The organism is Streptomyces sp. NPDC050161, assembly GCF_044460025.1.
GTDB lineage: Bacteria > Actinomycetota > Actinomycetes > Streptomycetales > Streptomycetaceae > Streptomyces.
Genome location: NZ_JBITJM010000001.1, coordinates 397,415 through 418,041 on the forward strand (window position 1 = coordinate 397,415; position 20,627 = coordinate 418,041).

Genomic DNA, 20,627 nt, shown 5'->3' on the forward strand with positions numbered 1-20,627 from the left:
GGGTGACCGGACCGGCGCTTTGTCGTCCAGGCCACGGACCCGGCCGGGGGTCCGCGAACGCCGCGGCACCGCCGCACCAGGTGACCGGCCCCCGGAACCACCAGTCAGAAGGAACCCCACGATGTTCGAGGCGGTCGAGGAACTGATCGGCGAGCACGCCGGTCTTGAGCAGCGGCTGGCCGACCCCGCGGTCCACGCCGACCAGCGCGAGGCCATGCGGCTCAACAAGCGCTACTCCGAGCTGACCCCGATCATCACGACGTACCGTTCCTGGAAGCAGACCGGCGAGGACATGGAGACCGCGCGCGAATTCGCCGCGGACGACCCGGACTTCGCCGACGAGGTCAAGGAACTCGACGCCAGGCGCGAGGAACTCACCGAGAAGCTGCGACTGCTGCTGGTGCCCCGCGACCCCAGCGACGACAAGGACGTCATCCTTGAGGTCAAGGCCGGCGAGGGCGGCGAGGAATCCGCGCTGTTCGCCGGCGACCTGCTGCGGATGTACCTGCGCTACGCCGAGCGGGCCGGCTGGAAGACCGAGATCCTGGAGGCCAACGAGTCCGATCTCGGCGGCTACAAGGACGTCCAGGTCGCCGTGAAGACCAAGGGCGGCGGCGGGGCCACCGAACCTGGCCAGGGCGTCTGGGCACGGCTCAAGTACGAGGGCGGCGTGCACCGCGTGCAGCGGGTGCCGGCCACCGAGTCGCAGGGCCGCATCCACACCTCGGCGGCGGGCGTGCTGGTCACCCCGGAGGCCGAGGAGGTCGAGGTCGAGATCGGCCCCAACGACCTGCGGATCGACGTGTACCGCTCGTCGGGCCCCGGCGGCCAGTCCGTCAACACCACCGACTCCGCGGTGCGCATCACCCACCTGCCCACCGGCATCGTCGTCTCCTGCCAGAACGAGAAGAGCCAGCTCCAGAACAAGGAGCAGGCCCTGCGCATCCTGCGCTCGCGGCTGCTGGCCGCCGCCCAGGAAGAAGCCGAGAAGGAAGCGTCGGACGCCCGTCGCAGCCAGGTCCGCACCGTCGACCGCTCCGAGCGCATCCGGACGTACAACTTCCCGGAAAACCGCATCTCGGACCACCGCGTGGGCTTCAAGGCGTACAACTTGGACCAGGTGCTCGACGGCGAGCTCGACCCGGTCATCCAGGCATGCGTGGACGCCGACTCGGCGGCCAAGCTCGCCGCCGCCCAGTAAGACCCCGTACGCACCGGCTGGAGGACCCCCGTGCAGCAGTCCCCTGGGGGACGACCCCGAAACCCCCGCACCTTGCTGCTCGCCGAGGTGGCCCAGGCCACCCAGCGGCTGGCCGACGCCGGCGTACCCTCACCGCGCTTCGACGCCGAGGAGCTGGCCGCGCACGTGCACGGCGTCAAGCGCGGCCAGCTGCACACGGTCCCCGACGCGGACTTCGACGCCCGCTACTGGGAGGCCGTCGCCCGCCGCGAGGCGCGTGAACCGCTCCAGCACATCACCGGCCGCGCCTTCTTCCGGTACCTCGAACTCCACGTCGGGCCCGGGGTGTTCGTGCCCCGCCCGGAGACCGAGTCCGTCGTCGGCTGGGCCATAGACGCGGTCCGCGCGATGGACGTCGTCGAACCGCTCATCGTCGACCTGTGCACCGGCTCGGGGGCCATCGCCCTCGCCCTGGCCCAGGAAGTGCCGCGCTCCAAGGTGCACGCGGTCGAGCTGTCCGACCAGGCACTGAAGTACGCGCGGCAGAACGTCGACGGCTCCCGCGTCCACCTCCACCAGGGCGACGCGCTGACCGCGCTCCCCGAACTGGACGGACAGGTCGACCTGGTCGTCTCCAACCCGCCGTACATCCCGCTGACCGAGTGGGAGTACGTCGCCCCCGAGGCCCGCGACCACGACCCCGAACTCGCGCTGTTCTCCGGCGAGGACGGCCTGGACACCATCCGGGGCATCGAGCGCACCGCACACCGGCTGCTGCGGCCCGGCGGCCTCGTCGTCATCGAGCACGCCGACACCCAGGGCGGCCAGGTGCCGTGGATCTTCACCGAGGAGCGGGGCTGGGCCGACGCGGCCGACCATCCCGACCTCAACAACAGGCCCCGTTTCGCCACCGCGCGCCGGGCGACGCCATGACGGCCGCCCCGAGGCCCGATGTATCCGTTCCGCACGAGGAGGACCGTTAAATGGCACGGCGATACGACTGCAGCGACGCGACCGACCGCGCGACCGGTCTGCGCGAAGCGGCGTCGGCCGTCCGCCGCGGCGAGCTGGTCGTGCTGCCGACCGACACCGTCTACGGCATCGGCGCCGACGCGTTCAGCGCCGAGGCCGTCGGCGACCTGCTGGAGGCCAAGGGCCGCGGGCGCGGCATGCCGTCCCCGGTACTCGTCGGATCCCCGAACACCCTGCACGGCCTGGTCACCGACTTCTCCGAGCAGGCGTGGGAGCTGGTCGACGCCTTCTGGCCCGGCGCGCTGACCCTGGTCGCCACCCACCAGCCGTCGCTGACCTGGGACCTCGGCGAGACCCGTGGCACCGTCGCGGTCCGGATGCCGCTGCACCCCGTCGCGATCGAGCTGCTCACCGAATTCGGCCCGATGGCCGTCTCCAGCGCCAACCTCACGGGACACCCGTCCCCGCAGGACTGCGACGCGGCCCAGGAAATGCTCGGCGACTCCGTCTCCGTCTACCTCGACGGCGGCCCCACACCCGCCGCCGTGCCGTCCTCGATCGTCGACGTCACCGGAAAGACCCCGGTGCTGCTGCGCGAGGGCGCGCTCAGCGCGGAGGAGCTGCGCAAGGTCGTGCCCGAGCTCGAGGTGGCCAATTGATGGCGCCCCTGGGGCGTGGCATAGCGGGGCACGGCGATGCGACCTTCCCGCCGGCCGCCCCTTCCGGTTTTTCCGCCCCTGCCCCTCACACCGCCTTCGCGCCGGTGAACGGCGTGCCGGGCCGCTTCCGGATCCTGCACGTCAGCACCGGCAACGTCTGCCGCTCGCCGATCACCGAGCGGCTGCACCGCCATGCCCTGGACCTGCGCCTGGGCGATGAGGGCAGCGGCGGGCTGCTGGTGGAGAGCGCCGGCACCTGGGGCCACGAAGGCGCCCCGATGGAGACGCACGCCGCGACGGTACTCGCCGACTACGGCGCCGACCCGGCGGGCTTCACCGGCCGCGAACTGCTCGACGAGCACGTCATCCGCGCCGACCTGGTGCTGACCGCCACCCGCGACCACCGCGCCCAGGTCATCTCCATGGGCCACTCCGCGGGTCTTCGCACCTTCACGCTCAAGGAGTTCAACCGGCTGGTACGCGCCATAGACCCGGCCACGCTGCCCGAGCCCGACCCGCGGCTGCCGGACGGCGGCCTGGTCGAGCGCGCCCGCGCCCTGGTCGGTGCCGCCGCCGCGCTGCGCGGCTGGCTGCTGGCGCCCACTCCGGAGTCCGACGAGGTCCACGACCCCTACGGCGCGCCCATCACCTTCTTCCGCTCCATCGGCGACGAGATCAACCAGGCACTCGACCCGGTCGTCACCGCCCTCACCGGAGTCCCGGCCCGCGCCTGACGCCTGCCCGCGGGGCGGCCGGACCCGGTCGCCGCGCCCGTTCGCCCCGTCGCGCCTACATTGGGACTACGTCCCGCACGAGGCCCGGAGCAGCGATGTCCGCCACCACCGCGTCAGCCCGCAGCCGGCACCCGGCCGGCCGCGTTCCCGCCGGAGGTCCCGAGGCCGCCGGCCCGCCCGGAGACGACGAGGCCACCGCCGCGTCCCTCGCCGACCGGGTACGGGACGCCGCGCGCGACGGGGACGCCGTACCGGCAGGCGGGCCCGACTTCGGCGCGCTGCTCGCCGCCGACCCCGAGATCGCCGGGGTGCTGCTCGGCGAGAGCGCCCGGCAGGCCGACGGCCTCCAGCTGATCGCCGCCGAGAACTTCACCTCGCCCGCCGTGCTCGCCGCCCTCGGCTCACCCCTCGCCAACAAATACGCCGAGGGCTACCCGGGCGCCCGGCACCACGGCGGCTGCGAGATCGTCGACCTCGCCGAGCGGATCGCCGTGGAGCGCGCCAAGGCCCTGTTCGGCGCCGAACACGCCAACGTCCAGGCCCACTCCGGGTCTTCGGCGGTACTGGCCGCCTACGCCGCCCTGCTGCGCCCTGGAGACACCGTCCTGGCCATGTCGCTGCCGCACGGCGGCCACCTCACCCACGGATCGCCCGCCAACTTCTCCGGCCGCTGGTTCGACTTCGCCGGCTACGGCGTCGACGAGGAAACCGGCCTGCTGGACTACGACGCCATCCGCGACCTGGCCCGCGCCCGCCGGCCCAAGGCCCTGGTCTGCGGCTCGATCTCCTACCCACGAGCCATCGACTACGCCGCCTTCCGCGACATCGCCGACGAGACCGGCGCCTACTTGATCGCCGACGTCGCCCACCCGCTCGGGCTGATCGCCGGGGGAGCGGCGCCCAGCCCCGTCCCGTACGCCGACGTGGTGTGCGGCACCACCCACAAGGTGCTCCGCGGGCCGCGCGGCGGGCTGATCCTGTGCGGGGCGCGGCTGGCCGAGCGGATCGACCGGGCGGTGTTCCCGTTCAGCCAGGGCGGCGCCCAGATGAACTCCGTCGCGGCCAAGGCCGTCGCCTTCGGCGAGGCCGCCACCCCGGCCTTCCGGGCGTACACGCACCAGGTGGTCGCCCACGCCCGCGCGCTGGCCGACGCGCTGGCCGCCCAGGGGCTGCGGATCGCCACCGGCGGCACCGACACCCACCTGATCTGCGCCGACACCGCGCCGCTCGGCATCGACGCACGCACCGCCCGCGGCCGGCTCGCCGCCGCCGGGATCGTGCTGGACATCTGCGCCCTGCCCACCTCCGCGACGCCGGACGCGGTGCCCGCCCGCCGTACCGGCATCCGCCTCGGCACCGCGGCGGTGACGACCCAGGGGATGGGCGAGGCCGAGATGGCGGAGATCGGCGAGCTGATCGGCGCCGCGCTGCGCGAGGACGGTACGGCCCGTGCGCGCACCGTCGCTTTGGTCCGCCGGCATCCCCCTTATCCCGATCGGGACTGACGCCGGGGGAGGCCCGCGGGCTGCCAGGTCCCGGACGCGTTCACGGGCGGGGTCCTGACACGCATAGGGTGTGTGGCTGTGATGGCCAGCTATATCTATGGGGCAGCCCGTGCGTGAATACCTGCTGACGCTGTGCGTCACGGCCGCGGTGACCTACCTGCTGACCGGCCCGGTGCGGAAGTTCGCGATCGCGGCCGGGGCGATGCCGGAGATCCGTGCCCGGGACGTACACCGCGAGCCGACACCGAGACTCGGCGGCATCGCGATGTTCGGCGGGCTGTGCGCGGGGCTGCTGGTCGCCTCGCACCTGACCAATCTCCAGAGCGTCTTCGACAACTCCAACGAGCCGCGGGCGCTGCTCTCCGGCGCCGCGCTGATCTGGCTGCTCGGCGTCCTGGACGACAAGTGGGGCGTGGACGCGCTGGTCAAGCTCGGCGGCCAGATGATCGCCGCAGGTGTGATGGTCCTTCAGGGGCTGACGATCCTGTGGATCCCGATCCCCGGCGTCGGCACCGTCTCGCTGACCCCGATGCAGGGCACGCTGCTGACCGTCGCGCTCGTCGTGATCACCATCAACGCGGTCAACTTCGTCGACGGGCTCGACGGTCTGGCATCCGGCATGGTGTGCATCGCCGCCGCGGCCTTCTTCATGTACGCGTACCGCATGTGGTTCGGTTACGGCATCGAGGCGGCGGCGCCCGCCACGCTGTTCTCCGTCGTGCTGATGGGCATGTGCCTGGGCTTCCTGCCGCACAACATGCATCCGGCCCGGATCTTCATGGGCGACTCGGGTTCGATGCTGATCGGTCTGGTGATGGCGGCCGGCGCGGTCTCGGTCACCGGCCAGGTCGACCCGGATCTGCTCAACCTCAAGGCGGGCGGCCTGCGGGAGGCGACCCATGCGATGGTGCCGGTCTACATCCCGCTGCTGCTGCCGCTGACCATCATCGCGGTGCCGGTCGCCGACCTCATCCTGGCGATCGTCCGGCGTACCTGGCACGGCCAGTCGCCGTTCGCCGCCGACCGCGGCCATCTCCACCACCGGCTGCTGGAAATCGGCCATTCCCACAGCCGTGCCGTCCTGATCATGTATTTCTGGTCGGCGCTGATCGCCTTCGGCGCGGTCGCCTATTCGGTCAACAACGCGAGCATGTGGATCGTGCTGGGCATCGTGCTGCTGAGCGCGGTCGGTCTGGTGCTGCTCCTGCTGCCGCGGTTCACGCCGCGGGCGCCGCGCTGGGCCGAGTGGATGGTGCCGCCGCGTTACCGCAGGGTGGTGCGTACGGCGCTGCCCGACGGCGCTGTGGCGGCGGCCGGCGAGGACGGCGGGCTGCCGGGGCACGAGGGACAGGAGCGGCGCGAGGGGGAGCGCGAGCCTCTTCCCGCCGGGCTGCACGGGGCCACCGCGATCGGCGACCGGTCACGCTTCGTGGAGCGAAGGAAAGCGGACAGTCACTCCTGAAGCAGAGGTTCGAACCGGTCAACCGGCCTCAGATACAGGACAAGTTGACCCCATAGCAGGCAAAAGACTGTCGTGCGGTGCACCAACGCGCAGGTTCACGCTCACGTGTGACAGGTGGCACACTATCGAGGTAAAGACCTCATCAAATAGTTTGTGATACCGTTCACGAAACCCGGCGATAGAGCCGAAGGGGCTTCGTGCGACGGTCCTTTGGCCTCAGGTTCTGCCTGCAGGCCGGGTCTACGCTCGTCCTTGACGACACACCCCCACCCCTTGCCGGAGCGCCGCCATGCAGTCGAATGACGCCCGACTTCTCCTTCACGCCGTTGTGCCCACCCTCGCCATCGGCGCCGTCGCCGTTGCCGTGAGCGCCGTGGTCGCGGGTGGAACGGGAGCGATCGGCGCGGCCATCGGTACCGCGCTCGTGTTGCTGGTGATGGGTGCAGGACTCGTCGTCCTGCAGAGCACCGCACGAAATCACCCGCAGCTTTTCCAGATGATGGGGCTGCTGCTGTACACGGTGCAGGTCCTGCTGGTGGCCGTCTTCCTGATGGCGTTCAAGGACACAACGCTCTTTGACACGAAGGCATTTGCCTTCACCTTGCTCGGCGCCACTCTCGTGTGGATCGCCGCGCAGACCCGCGGTCATATGAAGGCCAAGATTCTGTACGTCGACCCCGACTCCGCGGAAGCGAAGAAGGCGGAGACGGCGGGGTCGCCGACGTGACACGTAGGGCCGGAATAAAAGCCCACCCACGGGCCTGCTATCGTCCGGTGCCAACTGCGGCACAGTTGGCGCAGGCGGCTGAGCGCCCGAGTTCCACGAGCTGGAACCGGCAGCCCTCGCAGCCGATGCCTGTGATCCGACCCGGCCCAGCGCCGAGACGCCGCCCCCACATCCGTAAGACCAGTCCAGTGCCGCTCCGTGGCTCAACGCCGCGCCGACACAACGAGGTTGCCGTACCCATGCGCCACGCTGAAGGAGCCCGCGGTGAGTGCTGAAACGATGCTCGCCTTCGACACGGAGTGCCACCTCTTCATCCCGGGGTGTGGCTTCGAGGCCCCGGGTCTTCATTCGTTCGTTTTCGAACCCCTCTTCACAGTCGGCGGCTTCGAGTTCAACAAGCCGATGCTGCTGGCATTCCTCAGCACGATCGTGGTGGTGGGGTTCTTCTGGGTCGCGTTCGGCAAGGCGAAGGTCGTTCCCGGAAAACTCCAGATGGTCGGCGAGGCGGGGTACGACTTCGTGCGCCGCGGGCTCGTCTATGACGCGCTGGGGAAGAAGGAGGGCGACAAGTACGTCCCCTTCATGGTCTCGCTGTTCTTCTTCGTGTGGATCATGAACCTCTGGTCCATCATCCCGCTGATGGCGTTCCCCGTGACGTCGGTGATCGCCTTCCCGGTGGCTCTCGCCCTGGTCGTCTACGTCACCTGGCTGTTCCTCACGTTCAAGAAGCAGGGCTTCGTCGGCGGACTGAAGAACATCTCGGGCTACGACAAGTCGCTCGGCTGGGTGCTGCCGCTGATCATGGTGCTCGAACTTCTCCAGCACCTGATCATCCGCCCGTTCACCCACGCGGTCCGGCTCTTCGCGAACATGTTCGCGGGCCACCTGCTGATCCTGCTGTTCACCATCGCCAGCTGGTACATGCTGAACGGCATCGGCTTCGTCTACGCCGGTGCGTCCTTCGTGATGACCATCGTGATGACTGCCTTCGAGCTCTTCATCCAGGCCGTCCAGGCGTACGTCTTCGTGCTCCTGGCCTGTAACTACGTCCAGGGCGCGCTCGCCGAGCACCACTGAGCACCCTCGTCTCCCAGCCCAACAGCTGTCCGGTGGCCAACCCCCACCGGTCCGTGAAATGAGAAGGAAGTAACGGCATGTCCGCTGCTCTCGAAATGATCAACCTCGCTGCCGCCGGCGACACCGCCAAGAGCACCGTGGTCGGCAACGTCGCCTCGATCGGTTACGGCCTCGCCGCGATCGGCCCCGGCGTCGGCGTCGGCATCATCTTCGGTAACGGCACCCAGGCGCTGGCCCGTCAGCCCGAGGCCGCCGGCCTGATCCGCACCAACCAGATCATGGGTTTCGCGTTCTGTGAGGCGCTCGCCCTGATCGGCATCGTCATGGGCTTCGTCTACAAGTAAACGAAGCACATCGACTATCCATTCAGACGGAAGGCACTGATGTGAACGCCCTGAACCTGGCGGCGGAGGTTCCTGAGAACCCCCTGGTCCCGCCGATTCCAGAGCTGGTCATCGGCCTGATCGCCTTCTTCATCGTCTTCGGCTTCCTCGCCAAGAAGCTGCTCCCGAACATCAACAAGGTTCTGGACGAGCGCCGGGCGGCGATCGAGGGCGGCATGGAGAAGGCCGAGGCCGCCCAGGCCGAGGCTCAGCAGGTGCTCGAGGACTATCGGGCCCAGCTCGCCGACGCCCGCCACGAGGCCGCGCGTCTGCGCCAGGAGGCGCAGGAGCAGGGCGCGACGCTCATCGCCGAGATGCGCGCCGAGGGCCAGCGGCAGCGTGAGGAGATCATCGCTGCCGGTCACGCCCAGATCGAGGCGGACCGTAAGCAGGCCGCGCAGTCGCTGCGTCAGGACGTGGGCAAGCTCGCCACCGACCTGGCCGGCAAGCTCGTCGGCGAGTCCCTTGAGGACCACGCCCGGCAGAGCCGGACCATCGACCGCTTCCTCGACGACATCGAGGCCAAGGCGGCGTCGGACGCGACGAAGGCTGAGGCCGGCCGATGAACGGAGCGAGCCGCGAGGCACTTGCCTCCGCACGTGAGCAGCTCGACGCGCTGACGGACAAGTCCTCCGTCGACGCGGCGAAGCTCGCCGAGGAGCTGGCTGCCGTCACCGCTCTGCTCGACCGCGAGGTCTCGCTGCGTCGGGTCCTGACCGACCCGGCGCAGTCCGGCGAGGCACGTGCCGAGCTGGCCGACCGGCTGCTCGGCGGCAAGATCGGCGGCCCGGCCGCCGAGCTGGTCGCCGGCATGGTCCGCGCCCGCTGGTCGGGCTCGCGCGACCTCGCCGACGCGATGGAGGAGCTGTCCTACAGCGCCGACCTCGCGGCGGCGCAGCGGGCCGGTCAGCTGGACGACGTCGAGGACGAGCTGTTCCGGTTCGGCCGGATCGTCACCTCGACCGGCGAGCTGCGCCGTGCGCTGACCGACCAGAGTGCCTCGGTGGCGGCCAAGACGGAGCTGCTGAACACGCTGCTCGGCGGCCGGGCCAACCCGGTCACCGGACGCATCGTGGTCCGGCTCGTCGGCAACCCGCGAGGCCGTAGCCTGGAAGCAGGGCTCGACGCCCTCTCCAAGCTGGCGGCGCACCGCCGGGGCCGGATGGTCGCGGTGGTCACCTCCGCGGTGCCGCTCAGCGAAGGACAGCGCGCGCGCCTCGGTGCCTCGCTCGCCAAGGTCTACGGACGGCAGGTTCACCTGAACCTCGATGTGGACCCCGAGATCATCGGCGGCATCCAGGTGCGGATCGGCGAAGAGGTCATCAACGGGAGCATCGCGGACCGCCTCGACGAGGCGGCACGGCGGATGGCCGGCTGACCCAGCCACCAACTCAAGAGCTGCACCACCGGCGGCAGGACGCCGGGCCGGACGGCCGGACCGACGAGGTCCGGCTGCGGCCCGCGGCCCGCCCCGGAAGACAGCACAAGCACGACGGCGGCCCGAGTTGGGCCGTAGGCGGAAACCCCCTGGGGACAACCCCCAGACCCCCGCAAGTAACTTCGGGCCCAACAAGGAGAGCAGGGAACCCAGATGGCGGAGCTCACGATCCGGCCGGAGGAGATCCGGGACGCGCTGGAGAACTTCGTCCAGGCGTACAAGCCGGACGCGGCCTCGCGCGAGGAGGTCGGCACGGTAAGCGAGGCCGGAGACGGCATCGCGAAGGTCGAGGGCCTTCCCTCGGCGATGGCGAACGAGCTGCTGAAGTTCGAGGACGGCACGCTCGGTCTTGCGCTGAACCTCGAAGAGCGCGAGATCGGTGCGGTTGTCCTCGGCGAGTTCAGCGGTATCGAGGAGGGCCAGCCGGTGCAGCGCACCGGTGAGGTGCTCTCGGTCGCCGTGGGCGAGGGCTACCTCGGCCGCGTCGTCGACCCGCTGGGCAACCCGATCGACGGCCTCGGCGAGATCGAGTCCGAGGGCCGCCGCGCCCTGGAGCTGCAGGCTCCGGGCGTCATGGTCCGTAAGTCCGTCCACGAGCCGATGCAGACCGGCTACAAGGCCGTCGACTCGATGGTGCCGATCGGCCGCGGCCAGCGTCAGCTGGTCATCGGCGACCGCCAGACCGGCAAGACCGCCCTGGCCGTCGACACGATCATCAACCAGCGCGACAACTGGCGCTCGGGCGACCCGAAGAAGCAGGTCCGCTGCATCTACGTCGCCATCGGCCAGAAGGGCTCCACCATCGCGTCCGTGCGCGGTGCGCTGGAGGAGGCCGGCGCCCTGGAGTACACCACCATCGTCGCCGCCCCGGCGTCCGACCCGGCGGGCTTCAAGTACCTGGCGCCCTACACCGGTTCGGCCATCGGCCAGCACTGGATGTACTCCGGCAAGCACGTCCTGATCATCTTCGACGACCTCTCGAAGCAGGCCGACGCCTACCGCGCCGTGTCCCTGCTGCTGCGCCGCCCGCCGGGCCGTGAGGCGTACCCGGGCGACGTCTTCTACCTGCACTCGCGTCTGCTGGAGCGCTGCGCGAAGCTCTCCGACGAGCTGGGTGGCGGTTCGATGACCGGCCTGCCGATCGTCGAGACCAAGGCGAACGACGTGTCGGCGTTCATCCCGACCAACGTCATCTCCATCACCGACGGCCAGTGCTTCCTGGAGTCCGACCTCTTCAACGCGGGCCAGCGCCCGGCGCTGAACGTCGGTATCTCGGTCTCCCGTGTCGGTGGCTCGGCCCAGCACAAGGCCATGAAGCAGGTCTCCGGACGTCTGCGCGTGGACCTCGCCCAGTACCGCGAGCTGGAGGCGTTCGCCGCCTTCGGTTCCGACCTGGACGCGGCCTCCAAGGCCCAGCTGGAGCGCGGCAAGCGCATGACCGAGCTGCTCAAGCAGGGCCAGTACGCCCCGTACCCGGTCGAGGACCAGGTCGTCTCCATCTGGGCCGGCACCACCGGCAAGATGGACGACGTGCCGGTCGAGGACATCCGCCGCTTCGAGCGGGAGCTTCTCGACTACCTGGGCCGGGAGAAGAAGGAGCTGCTGACCAGCATCGTCGAGGGCGGCAAGATGTCCGACGACACCATCCAGGCGCTCACCGATTCCGTCGCCGCCTTCAAGCAGCAGTTCGAGACCTCGGACGGCAAGCTTCTCGGTGAGGACGCTCCGGTCAGCACCGCCAAGTGACGACGGAAGGGACCTGATCCATGGGAGCCACGCTCCGGGTCTACAAGCGTCGCATCCGCTCCGTCACCGCGACCAAGAAGATCACCAAGGCGATGGAGATGATCGCCGCCTCGCGCGTCGTCAAGGCGCAGCGCCAGGTGGCGGCATCGACGCCGTACGCGAGTGAACTGACCCGCGCGGTGACAGCGGTTGCCACCGGCTCGAACACGCAGCACCCGCTCACGACCGAGGCGGAGCGGCCGACCCGTGCCGCGCTGCTGCTCATCACGAGCGACCGCGGTCTGGCCGGCGGCTACTCCTCCAACGTCATCAAGGCCGCGGAGCAGCTCACCGAGCGACTCCGGGCCGAGGGCAAGGAGGTCGACGCCTACATCGTCGGACGCAAGGGTGTGTCGTACTACGCCTTCCGCGAGCGGACGGTGCAGGAGTCGTGGACCGGCTTCACCGACAGCCCGACGTACGCCGACGCCAAGGCCGTCGCCGCGCCGCTGATCGCCGCCGTCCAGAAGGACACGGCCGAGGGCGGCGTGGACGAACTCCACATCGTCTTCACCGAGTTCATCTCGATGATGACGCAGACGGCGCTCGACGACCGGCTGCTGCCGCTCAGCCTCAAGGAGACGGCCGAGGCCGCCGCCGAGGGGAAGGACGGCGAGATCCTGCCGCTCTTCGAGTTCGAGCCGTCGGCCGAGGACGTCCTCGACGCCCTGCTGCCGCGGTACGTCGAGTCGCGGATCTACAACGCGCTGCTGCAGGCCGCCGCCTCGAAGCACGCCGCCACCCGGCGTGCGATGAAGTCGGCCACCGACAACGCCGAAGAGCTCATCAAGTCGCTCTCGCGGCTTGCCAACGCGGCCCGCCAGGCCGAAATCACCCAGGAAATCAGCGAGATCGTCGGTGGCGCCAGCGCCCTGGCCGACGCGACCGCGGGGAGTGACTGACAACTATGACCACCACTGTTGAGCCGACCGCCGCGTCGGGCGTGGCCGCAGGCCGCGTCGCGCGGGTCATCGGCCCGGTTGTCGACGTGGAGTTCCCCGTCGACGCGATGCCGGAGATCTACAACGCGCTGCACGTCGACGTCGACGACCCGGCGGAGCAGGGCAAGACCAAGAAGCTGACCCTTGAGGTCGCGCAGCACCTGGGTGACGGCGTCATCCGTGCGATCTCGATGCAGCCCACCGACGGCCTGGTCCGCCAGGCCCCGGTGACCGACACCGGCGCCGGGATCTCCGTCCCGGTCGGTGACATCACCAAGGGCAAGGTGTTCAACACCCTCGGTGAGATCCTGAACAAGCCCGAGGCCGAGTCGGAGATCACCGAGCGCTGGCCGATCCACCGCAAGGCCCCGAGCTTCGACCAGCTCGAGTCGAAGACCGAGATGTTCGAGACCGGCGTCAAGGTCATCGACCTGCTGACCCCGTACGTCAAGGGCGGCAAGATCGGTCTGTTCGGTGGTGCGGGTGTCGGCAAGACCGTCCTCATCCAGGAAATGATCTACCGCGTGGCCAACAACCACGACGGTGTGTCGGTGTTCGCCGGTGTCGGCGAGCGCACCCGTGAGGGCAACGACCTCATCGAGGAAATGACGGAGTCCGGCGTCATCGACAAGACCGCCCTGGTCTTCGGTCAGATGGACGAGCCCCCGGGCACCCGTCTGCGCGTCGCGCTCGCCGGTCTGACCATGGCGGAGTACTTCCGCGATGTGCAGAAGCAGGACGTGTTGTTCTTCATCGACAACATCTTCCGCTACACCCAGGCGGGTTCCGAGGTCTCCACGCTGCTCGGCCGCATGCCGTCCGCGGTGGGTTACCAGCCGAACCTGGCGGACGAGATGGGCCTCCTCCAGGAGCGCATCACCTCGACCCGTGGTCACTCGATCACCTCGATGCAGGCGATCTACGTCCCCGCGGACGACCTGACCGACCCGGCGCCGGCGACCACCTTCGCCCACCTGGACGCGACGACCGTGCTGTCGCGCCCGATCTCGGAGAAGGGCATCTACCCGGCGGTCGACCCGCTGGACTCGACGTCCCGCATCCTGGACCCCCGCTACATCTCGCAGGAGCACTACGACTGCGCCTCGCGCGTCAAGACGATCCTGCAGAAGTTCAAGGACCTCCAGGACATCATCGCGATTCTGGGCATCGACGAGCTGGGCGAGGAAGACAAGCTCACCGTCTACCGCGCCCGTCGGATCGAGCGCTTCCTGTCGCAGAACACCCACGTGGCGAAGCAGTTCACCGGTGTCGACGGCTCGGACGTCTCGCTCGACGAGTCGATCCACGCCTTCAACGCGATCGCGGACGGCGAGTACGACCACTTCCCCGAGCAGGCCTTCTTCATGTGCGGCGGCATCGAGGACCTGGAGAGGAACGCCAAGGAGCTGGGCGTCTCCTGACCCCGGCCCGGCCCCGGGGGCGGCCCTGGCCGCCCCCGGTCCGTACGACCACTAGTATTTGACCCAACATCTGCCGAGCCCGGCAGGTGGAGACCCGAGGAGCCATCGTGGCTGAGCTGCACGTCGAGTTGGTCGCAGCGGACCGACAGGTCTGGTCCGGCGAGGCCAGCCTGGTTGTCGCGCGCACCTCGTCGGGCGACATCGGCGTCATGCCCGGACACCAGCCGCTGCTCGGCGTGCTGCAGTCCGGCCCGGTGACGATTCGTACGACCGGCGAGAGCGGGGACGGTACCGTCGTCGCCGCTGTGCACGGCGGTTTCATCTCTTTCGCCGACAACAAGCTGTCTCTGCTCGCGGAGATCGCGGAACTGTCGGACGAGATCGATGTCCAGCGCGCGGAGCGGGCACTGGAGCGGGCGAAGTCGGAGGCCGACGCGGCTGCCGAACGCCGCGCCGATGTCCGGCTGCGCTCGGTGACGGGCGTTCACTGAGCCCCGGCACCGACGAGATCGATCCTCAGCCGCGGGCTGCCCGGAGACCTCCGGAGCGGCCCGCGGCTGAGGCAATGCAGGTGCGTTTCCGGAATACGAGGCGAGGAGGTCGGTCGAGATGGTCCTCGCTCTGCTTGTGAGCGGCGCGGTCGTGGTGCTGGTGCTGCTGGGACTGTTCGTCTTCGGGCTGCGGCGGCGGCTCATCCAGCGGTCCGGCGGCACGTTCGACTGCAGCCTGCGCTGGAATGTCTCCGACGACGAGCGCGAGCCCAGCGGCAAGGGCTGGATCTACGGCGTCGCGCGCTACAACGGTGACCGGATCGAGTGGTTCCGGGTCTTCTCCTACGCGCCCAGGCCCCGCCGCATTCTGGAGCGCTCCGCCATCGAGGTCCTGGAGCGCAGGACCCCGCAGGGCGAGGAAGAGCTGGCGCTGCTCTCCGACTCGATCGTGCTCGCCTGCCGCCACCGCGGCGTCCGCCTGGAGCTGGCGATGAGCGAGGACGCACTCACCGGCTTCCTGGCCTGGCTGGAGGCGGCGCCGCCCGGCCAGAGGGTGAACGTGGCGTAGGGCGTTTCTGACGGATCTCCGCGGCGTCGCGGCGTCTGGCCCTCGGATCACGGCCGGGCGTCGATTCCCAACTCCTGTGCCAGGACCGCGGCTTGGAGTCTGCTGCGCAGCCCCAGCTTGGCCAGCAGCCTGCTGACGTGCGTCTTCACCGTCGCCTCCGCCATCTCAAGACGTACCGCCACATCGGCGTTCGACAGACCGCGGCCCAGCGCGGCCAGGACCTCGCGCTCGCGCGGCGTCAGCACGTCCAGGACGGCCGGATCCGGTGCCTCGCCGGGCCGCTCGTGACGTGCCGGGGCCGAGTGCGCGGCGAACTCCGCGAGCAGCCTGCGGGTCACCGCGGGGGAGATCAGGCCCTCGCCCGACGCCACCGTGCGGACCGCGGTCAGCAGCGCGGTCGCGTCGCTGTCCTTGAGCAGGAAGCCGGCGGCGCCCGCCCGCAGCGCGCCGAAGAGGTACGCGTCCAGGTCGAAGGTGGTCAGCACCAGCACGTCGGCGAGGCCATCGGTGACGACCTGGCGGGTGGCCGATACCCCGTCGAGCCGCGGCATCTGGAGGTCCATGAGGACGAGCGCGGGGCGCAGCTCGCGGGCCAGCCGTACGGCTTCCTCGCCGTCCGCCGCCTCGCCGACGACCTCGATGTCGGGGGCCGAGCGCAGGATGAGCACCAGACCGGCGCGGACGGCGGACTGGTCCTCGGCGACGAGTACCCGGATCGGCTGCGTGGGCGCGCCTGTCATGACGGTGTTTCCTCCTCGGTGGCCGGGAGCAGGGCCCGTACCTGCCATACGGTGCCGTCAGGCCCTGGCGCCGGGCCGGCTTCGAAGGTGCCGCCCAGCAGTGTGGTGCGCTCCCGCATGCCGACCAGACCGGCGCCGGAGCCGGGTGCCCGGGGGCCGGAGCGGTCGCCGAACGGGCTGATCACGGCGATGCCGAGCGGGCCGTCCTGGGGCTGTTCGATGCGGACGGCGACCTCGCCGGGCGCGGCGTGCTTGAGCGCGTTGGTCAGGGACTCCTGGACGATGCGGTAGGCGGCCAGCTCCACCGGTGCGGGCAGCGCGGTCCGCGGGCCGGTGCCGTCGGTGTGCCGGGCGTCGTCCAGGGTGAAGGTGAGGCCGCTGCCCGCGCCGTTCGTCCTGGCCTGGCCGAGCAGCGCTTCCAGCCCGTCGAGGGTGGGGACGGCGGCCGGTTCGTCCGCGCCGTCCGCGGTGCCGGTGTCCCGCAGCAATCCGATGAGACGGCGCATTTCGGCCAGACCCTGGACGCTGTTCTCGCGGATGACGCCGAGCGCCTGACGGGTCGCGCCCGGGTCGTCGATGGTCTGCGCCGCGGTGGCGTGGATGGCGATGGCCGACAGGTGGTTGGCGACCATGTCGTGCAGCTCGCGGGCCATCCGCGCGCGTTCGCCCGCCACCGCCTGGGTCCGGTCCATCTCGGCGAGCAGCGCGGTCTGCTCGGCGCGCAGCCTGGCGGCCTGGGCCGCGTCGCGGTGGTTGCGGATGATCAGGCCGGTCCAGGCGGGGGTGGCGGTGATGACGCCGATGACGATGCCGAACATCAGCATCTCCGGGTCGCGCCGCACGGCGAGCAGCACCACCGTGGTCACGACCGTCACCAGCACGGCGCACTGCGGGATCCGCCGGGCCGTCCGGGGGCCTCCGTAGAGCACCGCGGCGTAGACCAGGTCCGTGAACATCACGACGGTGGCGATGAGCGTCCCGGTGCAGGTGTCCAGGGCGAGCGCGGCGACGGCGACGGCGAGGCCGGCCAGCGGGGCGGTACGGCGCAGCAGTTCGGCGCCGCTGATGGCGGCCAGCGCGACCAGCGTCAGCCACGCCGGCAGGCCGGGCACCGGCGGTCTGCCGTGCAGCCCCAGCACCCACAGCAGCAGGCCGCCGAGCAGCCCGGCTGCCGCGATGAGGACATCATCGCGGTGCGGCCTCGCGGGTACGGCGGGCAGGCGGGCTCTCACCCCTCCATCCAACACGGCGCCGCGGCACCCCGCCTCCACACGACGGCGCTTCCCTCGGCGCGTCCACTACATCGAAAGATGCAGCCGGGATCGTCATCGGCGACGACGAACGGGGCCTGCGGACACGACAGGCTGGGAGTGTCCGAGTGAAGAGGAGGCCGTCATGGTCGTCACGCTGATCATCGCCTGCGAGGTCGGCTTCTGGGTTCTGCTGGCCGGCGGTCTGGCGCTGCGCTACCTGGCGCGGATGCCCCGCACCGGCGCCGCCGTGCTCCTCATGGAGCCGCTGCTGGAGCTGACCCTGCTGATCGTCACCGCGATCGACCTGAAGAACGGTGCGAGCGCGGACTGGAAACACGGCCTGGCCGCCGTCTACATCGGCTACACCGTCGCCTACGGCCACTACACGATCGCCTGGGTCGACGGGCACGTCGCGCACCGCTTCGGCGGCGCCCCGCCGCCCCCCAAACCGCCGCGCTACGGCCTGGCGCGCGCCGTCCACGAGGGCAAACTGTGGCTGCGTACGGTCCTGATGGCCGCGGTCGCCGCCGGTCTGCTCCAGCTCGCCGCGTGGTACGTCGGCGACGGCGGCGACACCGCGTCCCTGCACGACTGGCAGGCCAACGTGGCGCGCCTCGCCGCCATCCACGGCGTGATCGCGCTGACGTACCTGATCTGGCAGAAGAAGGACCCGGCGGGCAAGGACGGGGGAGCGGCCGCCGGGGACGAGGCCGCCCGGCCGCAGAAGTCGCTGCGTTAAGGGCGCTTCTGACGGATCTCCGCGGCGTCGCCCTAGGCGGCGCCCCGGGCCGGGCGGCGGGCGGTGGCTACCGTTCGCCGCCCGGCACCCACAGCACGTCCCCGACCTCCTTGTTGGCCATGCGGGCCAGGATGAACAGGAGGTCGGAGAGGCGGTTGAGGTAGGTGGCGGTGAGCGGGTTCATGGTGTCGCCGTGTTCGTCGAAGGCCGCCCACGTCGACCGCTCGGCGCGGCGGACGACCGTGCACGCCTGGTGGAGCAGGGCCGCGCCCGCGGTGCCGCCGGGGAGGATGAAGCTGCGCAGCTTCTCCAGCTGCTCCAGGAAGCGGTCGCAGTCCGCCTCCAGCTTGTCGATGTAGCCCTGCTCGACGCGCAGCGGCGGGTACTTGGGGCTCTCGACGACCGGCGTGGACAGGTCGGCGCCGACGTCGAACAGGTCGTTCTGCACCCGCAGCAGCACCGTCGCCACCTCGTCGGGCAGCGAACCGAGCGCCAGCGCCACGCCGATCGCGGCATTGGCCTCGTTGGCGTCCGCGTAGGCCGAGATCCGGCTGTCGGTCTTGGCGGTGCGGCTCATGTCGCCCAGGGCGGTGGTGCCCTTGTCACCGGTGCGGGTGTAGATGCGCGTCAGATTCACCATACGGGCGAGCCTACGCGGCGGATCCGCGGAAGACCCGGGCGCACAGAACCACCGACAACACAGCGAAGCCGACCGCGACCAGCACGCCGCGCAGCAGGCCCGGCGAGGCGTACGCACCGACGAAGGCGGCGCGCACCGTGTCCACGAGGTGGCGGAGATCCTCGACGACATGGAGGAACTGCTCGGTGAGCGGGTCCTCAACTACGCCGTACGGGCGGGCGGCTGACGGTCTTCCGGGCGGTGAACGGCTCCGGTCAATGTGATGTCCGTCATGTGAGACGTGACGCGCCTCTCTTACCTACCAAACGATCGCTCACGGACGCTAACGTCACCTTCACAGGCTCTCAAATGCACAGCGTGTTAGGGGACAGCAGTGGCAAGGAAGCTCGCCGTCATCGGGGCCGGACTCATGGGGTCCGGCATCGCGCAGGTCTCCGCCCAGGCGGGATGGGATGTCGTCCTCCGGGACGTGACGGACGAGGCGCTGGCCCGCGGCAAGGACGGCATCGCGGCCTCGTACGAGAAGTTCGTCTCCAAGGGCAAGCTGGAAGCCGCCGCCGCCGAGCAGGCGCTGGCCAGGATCACCACCACGACCGACCTGGACGCGGTGGCCGACGCGGATGTCGTCGTCGAGGCGGTCTTCGAGAAGATCGAGGTCAAGCGGGAGATCTTCCAGGCCCTCGACAAGATCGCCAAGGACGATGCGGTGCTGGCCTCCAACACCTCCGCCATCCCGATCACCAAGATCGCCGCGGCCACGTCCCGCCCGGAGCGTGTGGTCGGCACGCACTTCTTCTCGCCGGTGCCGATGATGCAGCTGTGCGAGCTGGTGCGCGGCTACAAGACGAGCGACGAAACCCTCGCCACCGCGCGGGAGTTCGCCGAATCCGTCGGCAAGACCTGCATCGTCGTCAACCGCGACGTGGCCGGCTTCGTCACCACCCGGCTGATCTCGGCGCTGGTCGTCGAGGCCGCCAAGCTCTACGAATCGGGTGTGGCGAGCGCCGAGGACATCGACGTGGCCTGCAAGTTGGGCTTCGGTCACGCCATGGGGCCGCTGGCCACCGCCGACCTCACCGGCGTCGACATCCTGCTGCACGCCACCGGCAACATCTACACCGAGTCCCAGGACGAGAAGTTCGCGCCGCCGGAGATCATGCGGCGGATGGTCGACGCGGGCGACATCGGCCGCAAGAGCGGGCAGGGCTTCTACGCGCACTGATACCGCGTCAGGGGCGGGCGGGCCCGATTCGTCACTCCGTGGGGTGAATTCGGTATCGGTTCGCTCACAGGCGGAAACTTCGCCGCGTGAGAGGCCGTCAGTTCGGTAGACCTCACCGTACGAGAACCACCATTCCGGGGAGTACATATGCATATCAGGGGCGACCACGCCGAGCTGGTCGTCGGGGGCCGCCTCGATGTCCGCAGCGCGGCGGACGCCCGTACGGCCCTGCACACCGCCGTCGACTCCGGTCGCGGCGATCTCGTGCTGGATCTGACCGAGCTGGATTCCTGGGACGCCACCGGGCTCGGCGTGATCATGGGGGCGCACCGCCGCGCGGGCCGGGTGGGCCGGCGGCTGGTGCTGCGCGGCGTCCCGCCCCAGATGCAGCGGCTGCTGGTCGCCACTCGCCTGCACCGCATCCTCGCCATCGAGGGCGGGCTCGCAGCGGAATCGCTTCCTCGCGTGTGAGGCACGGCATCCACCCGGCGGGGCGGGGGTGTCAGGTGCGGACGGCCGGGGCGCGGTGCCGGGGAGCGATGCGGTGCGCAACACCCCGTACGTCACCAATCGCGCCATCCGCGCCGGAGTGGTCCTTTCCGGACAAGTCAGGGCCCCGGCGGTGCGACGGCACCACCCCCGCGGCTAGGGTTCATCGCGCCGTCCGCCGGCAGCCGCGGCGGCACTGAC

At 70.2% G+C, this 20,627-nt stretch carries 23 protein-coding genes; 20 read left to right on the forward strand and 3 right to left on the reverse strand.

Features of this window, described 5'->3' with window-relative positions:
- Window positions 1-121: 121 nt before the first annotated feature.
- The 16 genes from prfA (at window position 122) to ACIBK8_RS01835 (ending at window position 15,343) form a co-directional block, all read left to right on the forward strand.
- Window positions 122-1,201 carry a peptide chain release factor 1 gene (prfA, locus tag ACIBK8_RS01760; RefSeq protein ID WP_399039508.1) on the forward strand — a complete coding sequence of 360 codons (1,080 nt, stop codon included), beginning with the start codon at window positions 122-124 and terminating at the stop codon, window positions 1,199-1,201.
- Window positions 1,202-1,231: 30 nt separating this feature from the next.
- Complete coding sequence (gene prmC / locus ACIBK8_RS01765) at window positions 1,232-2,113, forward strand: peptide chain release factor N(5)-glutamine methyltransferase (RefSeq protein WP_399039509.1); 882 nt, start codon at window positions 1,232-1,234, stop codon at window positions 2,111-2,113.
- Window positions 2,114-2,163: 50 nt separating this feature from the next.
- The gene (locus ACIBK8_RS01770) at window positions 2,164-2,811 is read left to right on the forward strand and encodes an L-threonylcarbamoyladenylate synthase (protein WP_393682468.1); all 648 of its coding nucleotides are present in this window, start codon (window positions 2,164-2,166) and stop codon (window positions 2,809-2,811) included.
- The gene (locus ACIBK8_RS01775) at window positions 2,811-3,545 is read left to right on the forward strand and encodes a protein-tyrosine-phosphatase (RefSeq protein ID WP_393682466.1); all 735 of its coding nucleotides are present in this window, start codon (window positions 2,811-2,813) and stop codon (window positions 3,543-3,545) included. The genes ACIBK8_RS01770 and ACIBK8_RS01775 overlap by 1 nt, the downstream gene beginning before the upstream one ends.
- A 95-nt stretch (window positions 3,546-3,640) precedes the next feature.
- On the forward strand, window positions 3,641-5,050 hold the full coding sequence (glyA, locus tag ACIBK8_RS01780) for a serine hydroxymethyltransferase (protein WP_399039510.1): 1,410 nt from the start codon (window positions 3,641-3,643) through the stop codon (window positions 5,048-5,050).
- Window positions 5,051-5,147: 97 nt separating this feature from the next.
- Entirely contained in the window at window positions 5,148-6,512 is a 1,365-nt protein-coding gene (locus ACIBK8_RS01785) for an MraY family glycosyltransferase (protein ID WP_399039511.1), read from the forward strand.
- Window positions 6,513-6,801: 289 nt separating this feature from the next.
- Complete coding sequence (locus ACIBK8_RS01790; protein ID WP_399039512.1) at window positions 6,802-7,239, forward strand: hypothetical protein; 438 nt, start codon at window positions 6,802-6,804, stop codon at window positions 7,237-7,239.
- Between the two features lie 279 nt (window positions 7,240-7,518).
- Window positions 7,519-8,316, forward strand: a complete 798-nt coding sequence (gene atpB, locus ACIBK8_RS01795) for a F0F1 ATP synthase subunit A (RefSeq protein ID WP_393683018.1) — start codon at window positions 7,519-7,521, stop codon at window positions 8,314-8,316.
- Window positions 8,317-8,393: 77 nt separating this feature from the next.
- Window positions 8,394-8,660 carry an ATP synthase F0 subunit C gene (atpE, locus tag ACIBK8_RS01800; protein ID WP_393682459.1) on the forward strand — a complete coding sequence of 89 codons (267 nt, stop codon included), beginning with the start codon at window positions 8,394-8,396 and terminating at the stop codon, window positions 8,658-8,660.
- Window positions 8,661-8,701: 41 nt separating this feature from the next.
- Window positions 8,702-9,265, forward strand: a complete 564-nt coding sequence (locus tag ACIBK8_RS01805) for a F0F1 ATP synthase subunit B (RefSeq protein ID WP_227049433.1) — start codon at window positions 8,702-8,704, stop codon at window positions 9,263-9,265.
- Window positions 9,262-10,077: a F0F1 ATP synthase subunit delta gene (locus tag ACIBK8_RS01810; RefSeq protein WP_399039513.1), complete on the forward strand. Its 816-nt coding sequence runs from the start codon at window positions 9,262-9,264 to the stop codon at window positions 10,075-10,077. The genes ACIBK8_RS01805 and ACIBK8_RS01810 overlap by 4 nt, the downstream gene beginning before the upstream one ends.
- A 213-nt stretch (window positions 10,078-10,290) precedes the next feature.
- Window positions 10,291-11,883 (forward strand): F0F1 ATP synthase subunit alpha, encoded by a 1,593-nt coding sequence (gene atpA / locus ACIBK8_RS01815; protein WP_399039515.1) that lies wholly within the window; start codon window positions 10,291-10,293, stop codon window positions 11,881-11,883.
- A gap of 20 nt (window positions 11,884-11,903) precedes the next feature.
- Window positions 11,904-12,824, forward strand: coding sequence for a F0F1 ATP synthase subunit gamma (locus tag ACIBK8_RS01820; RefSeq protein WP_399039516.1), 921 nt, complete (start codon window positions 11,904-11,906; stop codon window positions 12,822-12,824).
- A 5-nt stretch (window positions 12,825-12,829) separates the two neighbouring features.
- On the forward strand, window positions 12,830-14,284 hold the full coding sequence (gene atpD, locus ACIBK8_RS01825) for a F0F1 ATP synthase subunit beta (RefSeq protein WP_399039517.1): 1,455 nt from the start codon (window positions 12,830-12,832) through the stop codon (window positions 14,282-14,284).
- Between the two features lie 107 nt (window positions 14,285-14,391).
- A complete protein-coding gene (locus ACIBK8_RS01830) occupies window positions 14,392-14,775 on the forward strand; it encodes a F0F1 ATP synthase subunit epsilon (protein ID WP_393682451.1) in 384 nt (127 codons plus the stop codon).
- A gap of 118 nt (window positions 14,776-14,893) precedes the next feature.
- Complete coding sequence (locus ACIBK8_RS01835; protein WP_393682449.1) at window positions 14,894-15,343, forward strand: DUF2550 domain-containing protein; 450 nt, start codon at window positions 14,894-14,896, stop codon at window positions 15,341-15,343.
- A gap of 47 nt (window positions 15,344-15,390) precedes the next feature.
- Here ACIBK8_RS01835 and ACIBK8_RS01840 read toward each other — a convergent pair whose 3' ends face one another.
- Complete coding sequence (locus tag ACIBK8_RS01840) at window positions 15,391-16,083, reverse strand: response regulator (protein ID WP_399039518.1); 693 nt, start codon at window positions 16,081-16,083, stop codon at window positions 15,391-15,393.
- Complete coding sequence (locus tag ACIBK8_RS01845) at window positions 16,080-17,315, reverse strand: sensor histidine kinase (RefSeq protein WP_399039519.1); 1,236 nt, start codon at window positions 17,313-17,315, stop codon at window positions 16,080-16,082. The genes ACIBK8_RS01840 and ACIBK8_RS01845 overlap by 4 nt, the downstream gene beginning before the upstream one ends.
- A gap of 163 nt (window positions 17,316-17,478) precedes the next feature.
- On the opposite strand from ACIBK8_RS01845, the gene ACIBK8_RS01850 reads away from it, so the two are divergent.
- A complete protein-coding gene (locus ACIBK8_RS01850; protein WP_399039520.1) occupies window positions 17,479-18,075 on the forward strand; it encodes a hypothetical protein in 597 nt (198 codons plus the stop codon).
- 67 nt (window positions 18,076-18,142) lie between these two features.
- Here the strand turns inward: ACIBK8_RS01850 and ACIBK8_RS01855 are convergent, their stop codons facing one another.
- Window positions 18,143-18,715, reverse strand: coding sequence for a cob(I)yrinic acid a,c-diamide adenosyltransferase (locus tag ACIBK8_RS01855; protein ID WP_399039521.1), 573 nt, complete (start codon window positions 18,713-18,715; stop codon window positions 18,143-18,145).
- Between ACIBK8_RS01855 and ACIBK8_RS01860 the strand changes: the two genes are divergently transcribed.
- The 3 genes from ACIBK8_RS01860 (at window position 18,696) to ACIBK8_RS01870 (ending at window position 20,408) form a co-directional block, all read left to right on the forward strand.
- Window positions 18,696-18,941 (forward strand): hypothetical protein, encoded by a 246-nt coding sequence (locus ACIBK8_RS01860; protein ID WP_399039522.1) that lies wholly within the window; start codon window positions 18,696-18,698, stop codon window positions 18,939-18,941. The two genes, ACIBK8_RS01855 and ACIBK8_RS01860, sit on opposite strands and share 20 nt — an antisense overlap.
- A gap of 147 nt (window positions 18,942-19,088) precedes the next feature.
- A complete protein-coding gene (locus ACIBK8_RS01865) occupies window positions 19,089-19,937 on the forward strand; it encodes a 3-hydroxyacyl-CoA dehydrogenase family protein (protein ID WP_399039523.1) in 849 nt (282 codons plus the stop codon).
- Window positions 19,938-20,084: 147 nt separating this feature from the next.
- Entirely contained in the window at window positions 20,085-20,408 is a 324-nt protein-coding gene (locus ACIBK8_RS01870) for an STAS domain-containing protein (RefSeq protein ID WP_393682435.1), read from the forward strand.
- Window positions 20,409-20,627: the final 219 nt, after the last annotated feature.

What these genes read in the sequence shown, in the direction of transcription:
- prfA (WP_399039508.1), top strand. Translation starts at nt 122, where the DNA reads ATGTTCGAGGCGGTCGAGGAACTGATCGGCGAGCACGCCGGTCTTGAG.
- ACIBK8_RS01770 (WP_393682468.1), top strand. Translation starts at nt 2,164, where the DNA reads ATGGCACGGCGATACGACTGCAGCGACGCGACCGACCGCGCGACCGGT.
- ACIBK8_RS01775 (WP_393682466.1), top strand. Translation starts at nt 2,811, where the DNA reads ATGGCGCCCCTGGGGCGTGGCATAGCGGGGCACGGCGATGCGACCTTC.
- glyA (WP_399039510.1), top strand. Translation starts at nt 3,641, where the DNA reads ATGTCCGCCACCACCGCGTCAGCCCGCAGCCGGCACCCGGCCGGCCGC.
- ACIBK8_RS01785 (WP_399039511.1), top strand. Translation starts at nt 5,148, where the DNA reads ATGGGGCAGCCCGTGCGTGAATACCTGCTGACGCTGTGCGTCACGGCC.
- ACIBK8_RS01790 (WP_399039512.1), top strand. Translation starts at nt 6,802, where the DNA reads ATGCAGTCGAATGACGCCCGACTTCTCCTTCACGCCGTTGTGCCCACC.
- atpB (WP_393683018.1), top strand. Translation starts at nt 7,519, where the DNA reads ATGCTCGCCTTCGACACGGAGTGCCACCTCTTCATCCCGGGGTGTGGC.
- atpE (WP_393682459.1), top strand. Translation starts at nt 8,394, where the DNA reads ATGTCCGCTGCTCTCGAAATGATCAACCTCGCTGCCGCCGGCGACACC.
- ACIBK8_RS01810 (WP_399039513.1), top strand. Translation starts at nt 9,262, where the DNA reads ATGAACGGAGCGAGCCGCGAGGCACTTGCCTCCGCACGTGAGCAGCTC.
- atpA (WP_399039515.1), top strand. Translation starts at nt 10,291, where the DNA reads ATGGCGGAGCTCACGATCCGGCCGGAGGAGATCCGGGACGCGCTGGAG.
- ACIBK8_RS01820 (WP_399039516.1), top strand. Translation starts at nt 11,904, where the DNA reads ATGGGAGCCACGCTCCGGGTCTACAAGCGTCGCATCCGCTCCGTCACC.
- atpD (WP_399039517.1), top strand. Translation starts at nt 12,830, where the DNA reads ATGACCACCACTGTTGAGCCGACCGCCGCGTCGGGCGTGGCCGCAGGC.
- ACIBK8_RS01835 (WP_393682449.1), top strand. Translation starts at nt 14,894, where the DNA reads ATGGTCCTCGCTCTGCTTGTGAGCGGCGCGGTCGTGGTGCTGGTGCTG.
- ACIBK8_RS01840 (WP_399039518.1), bottom strand. Translation starts at nt 16,083, where the DNA reads ATGACAGGCGCGCCCACGCAGCCGATCCGGGTACTCGTCGCCGAGGAC.
- ACIBK8_RS01850 (WP_399039520.1), top strand. Translation starts at nt 17,479, where the DNA reads ATGGTCGTCACGCTGATCATCGCCTGCGAGGTCGGCTTCTGGGTTCTG.
- ACIBK8_RS01860 (WP_399039522.1), top strand. Translation starts at nt 18,696, where the DNA reads ATGCGCGTCAGATTCACCATACGGGCGAGCCTACGCGGCGGATCCGCG.
- ACIBK8_RS01855 (WP_399039521.1), bottom strand. Translation starts at nt 18,715, where the DNA reads ATGGTGAATCTGACGCGCATCTACACCCGCACCGGTGACAAGGGCACC.
- ACIBK8_RS01870 (WP_393682435.1), top strand. Translation starts at nt 20,085, where the DNA reads ATGCATATCAGGGGCGACCACGCCGAGCTGGTCGTCGGGGGCCGCCTC.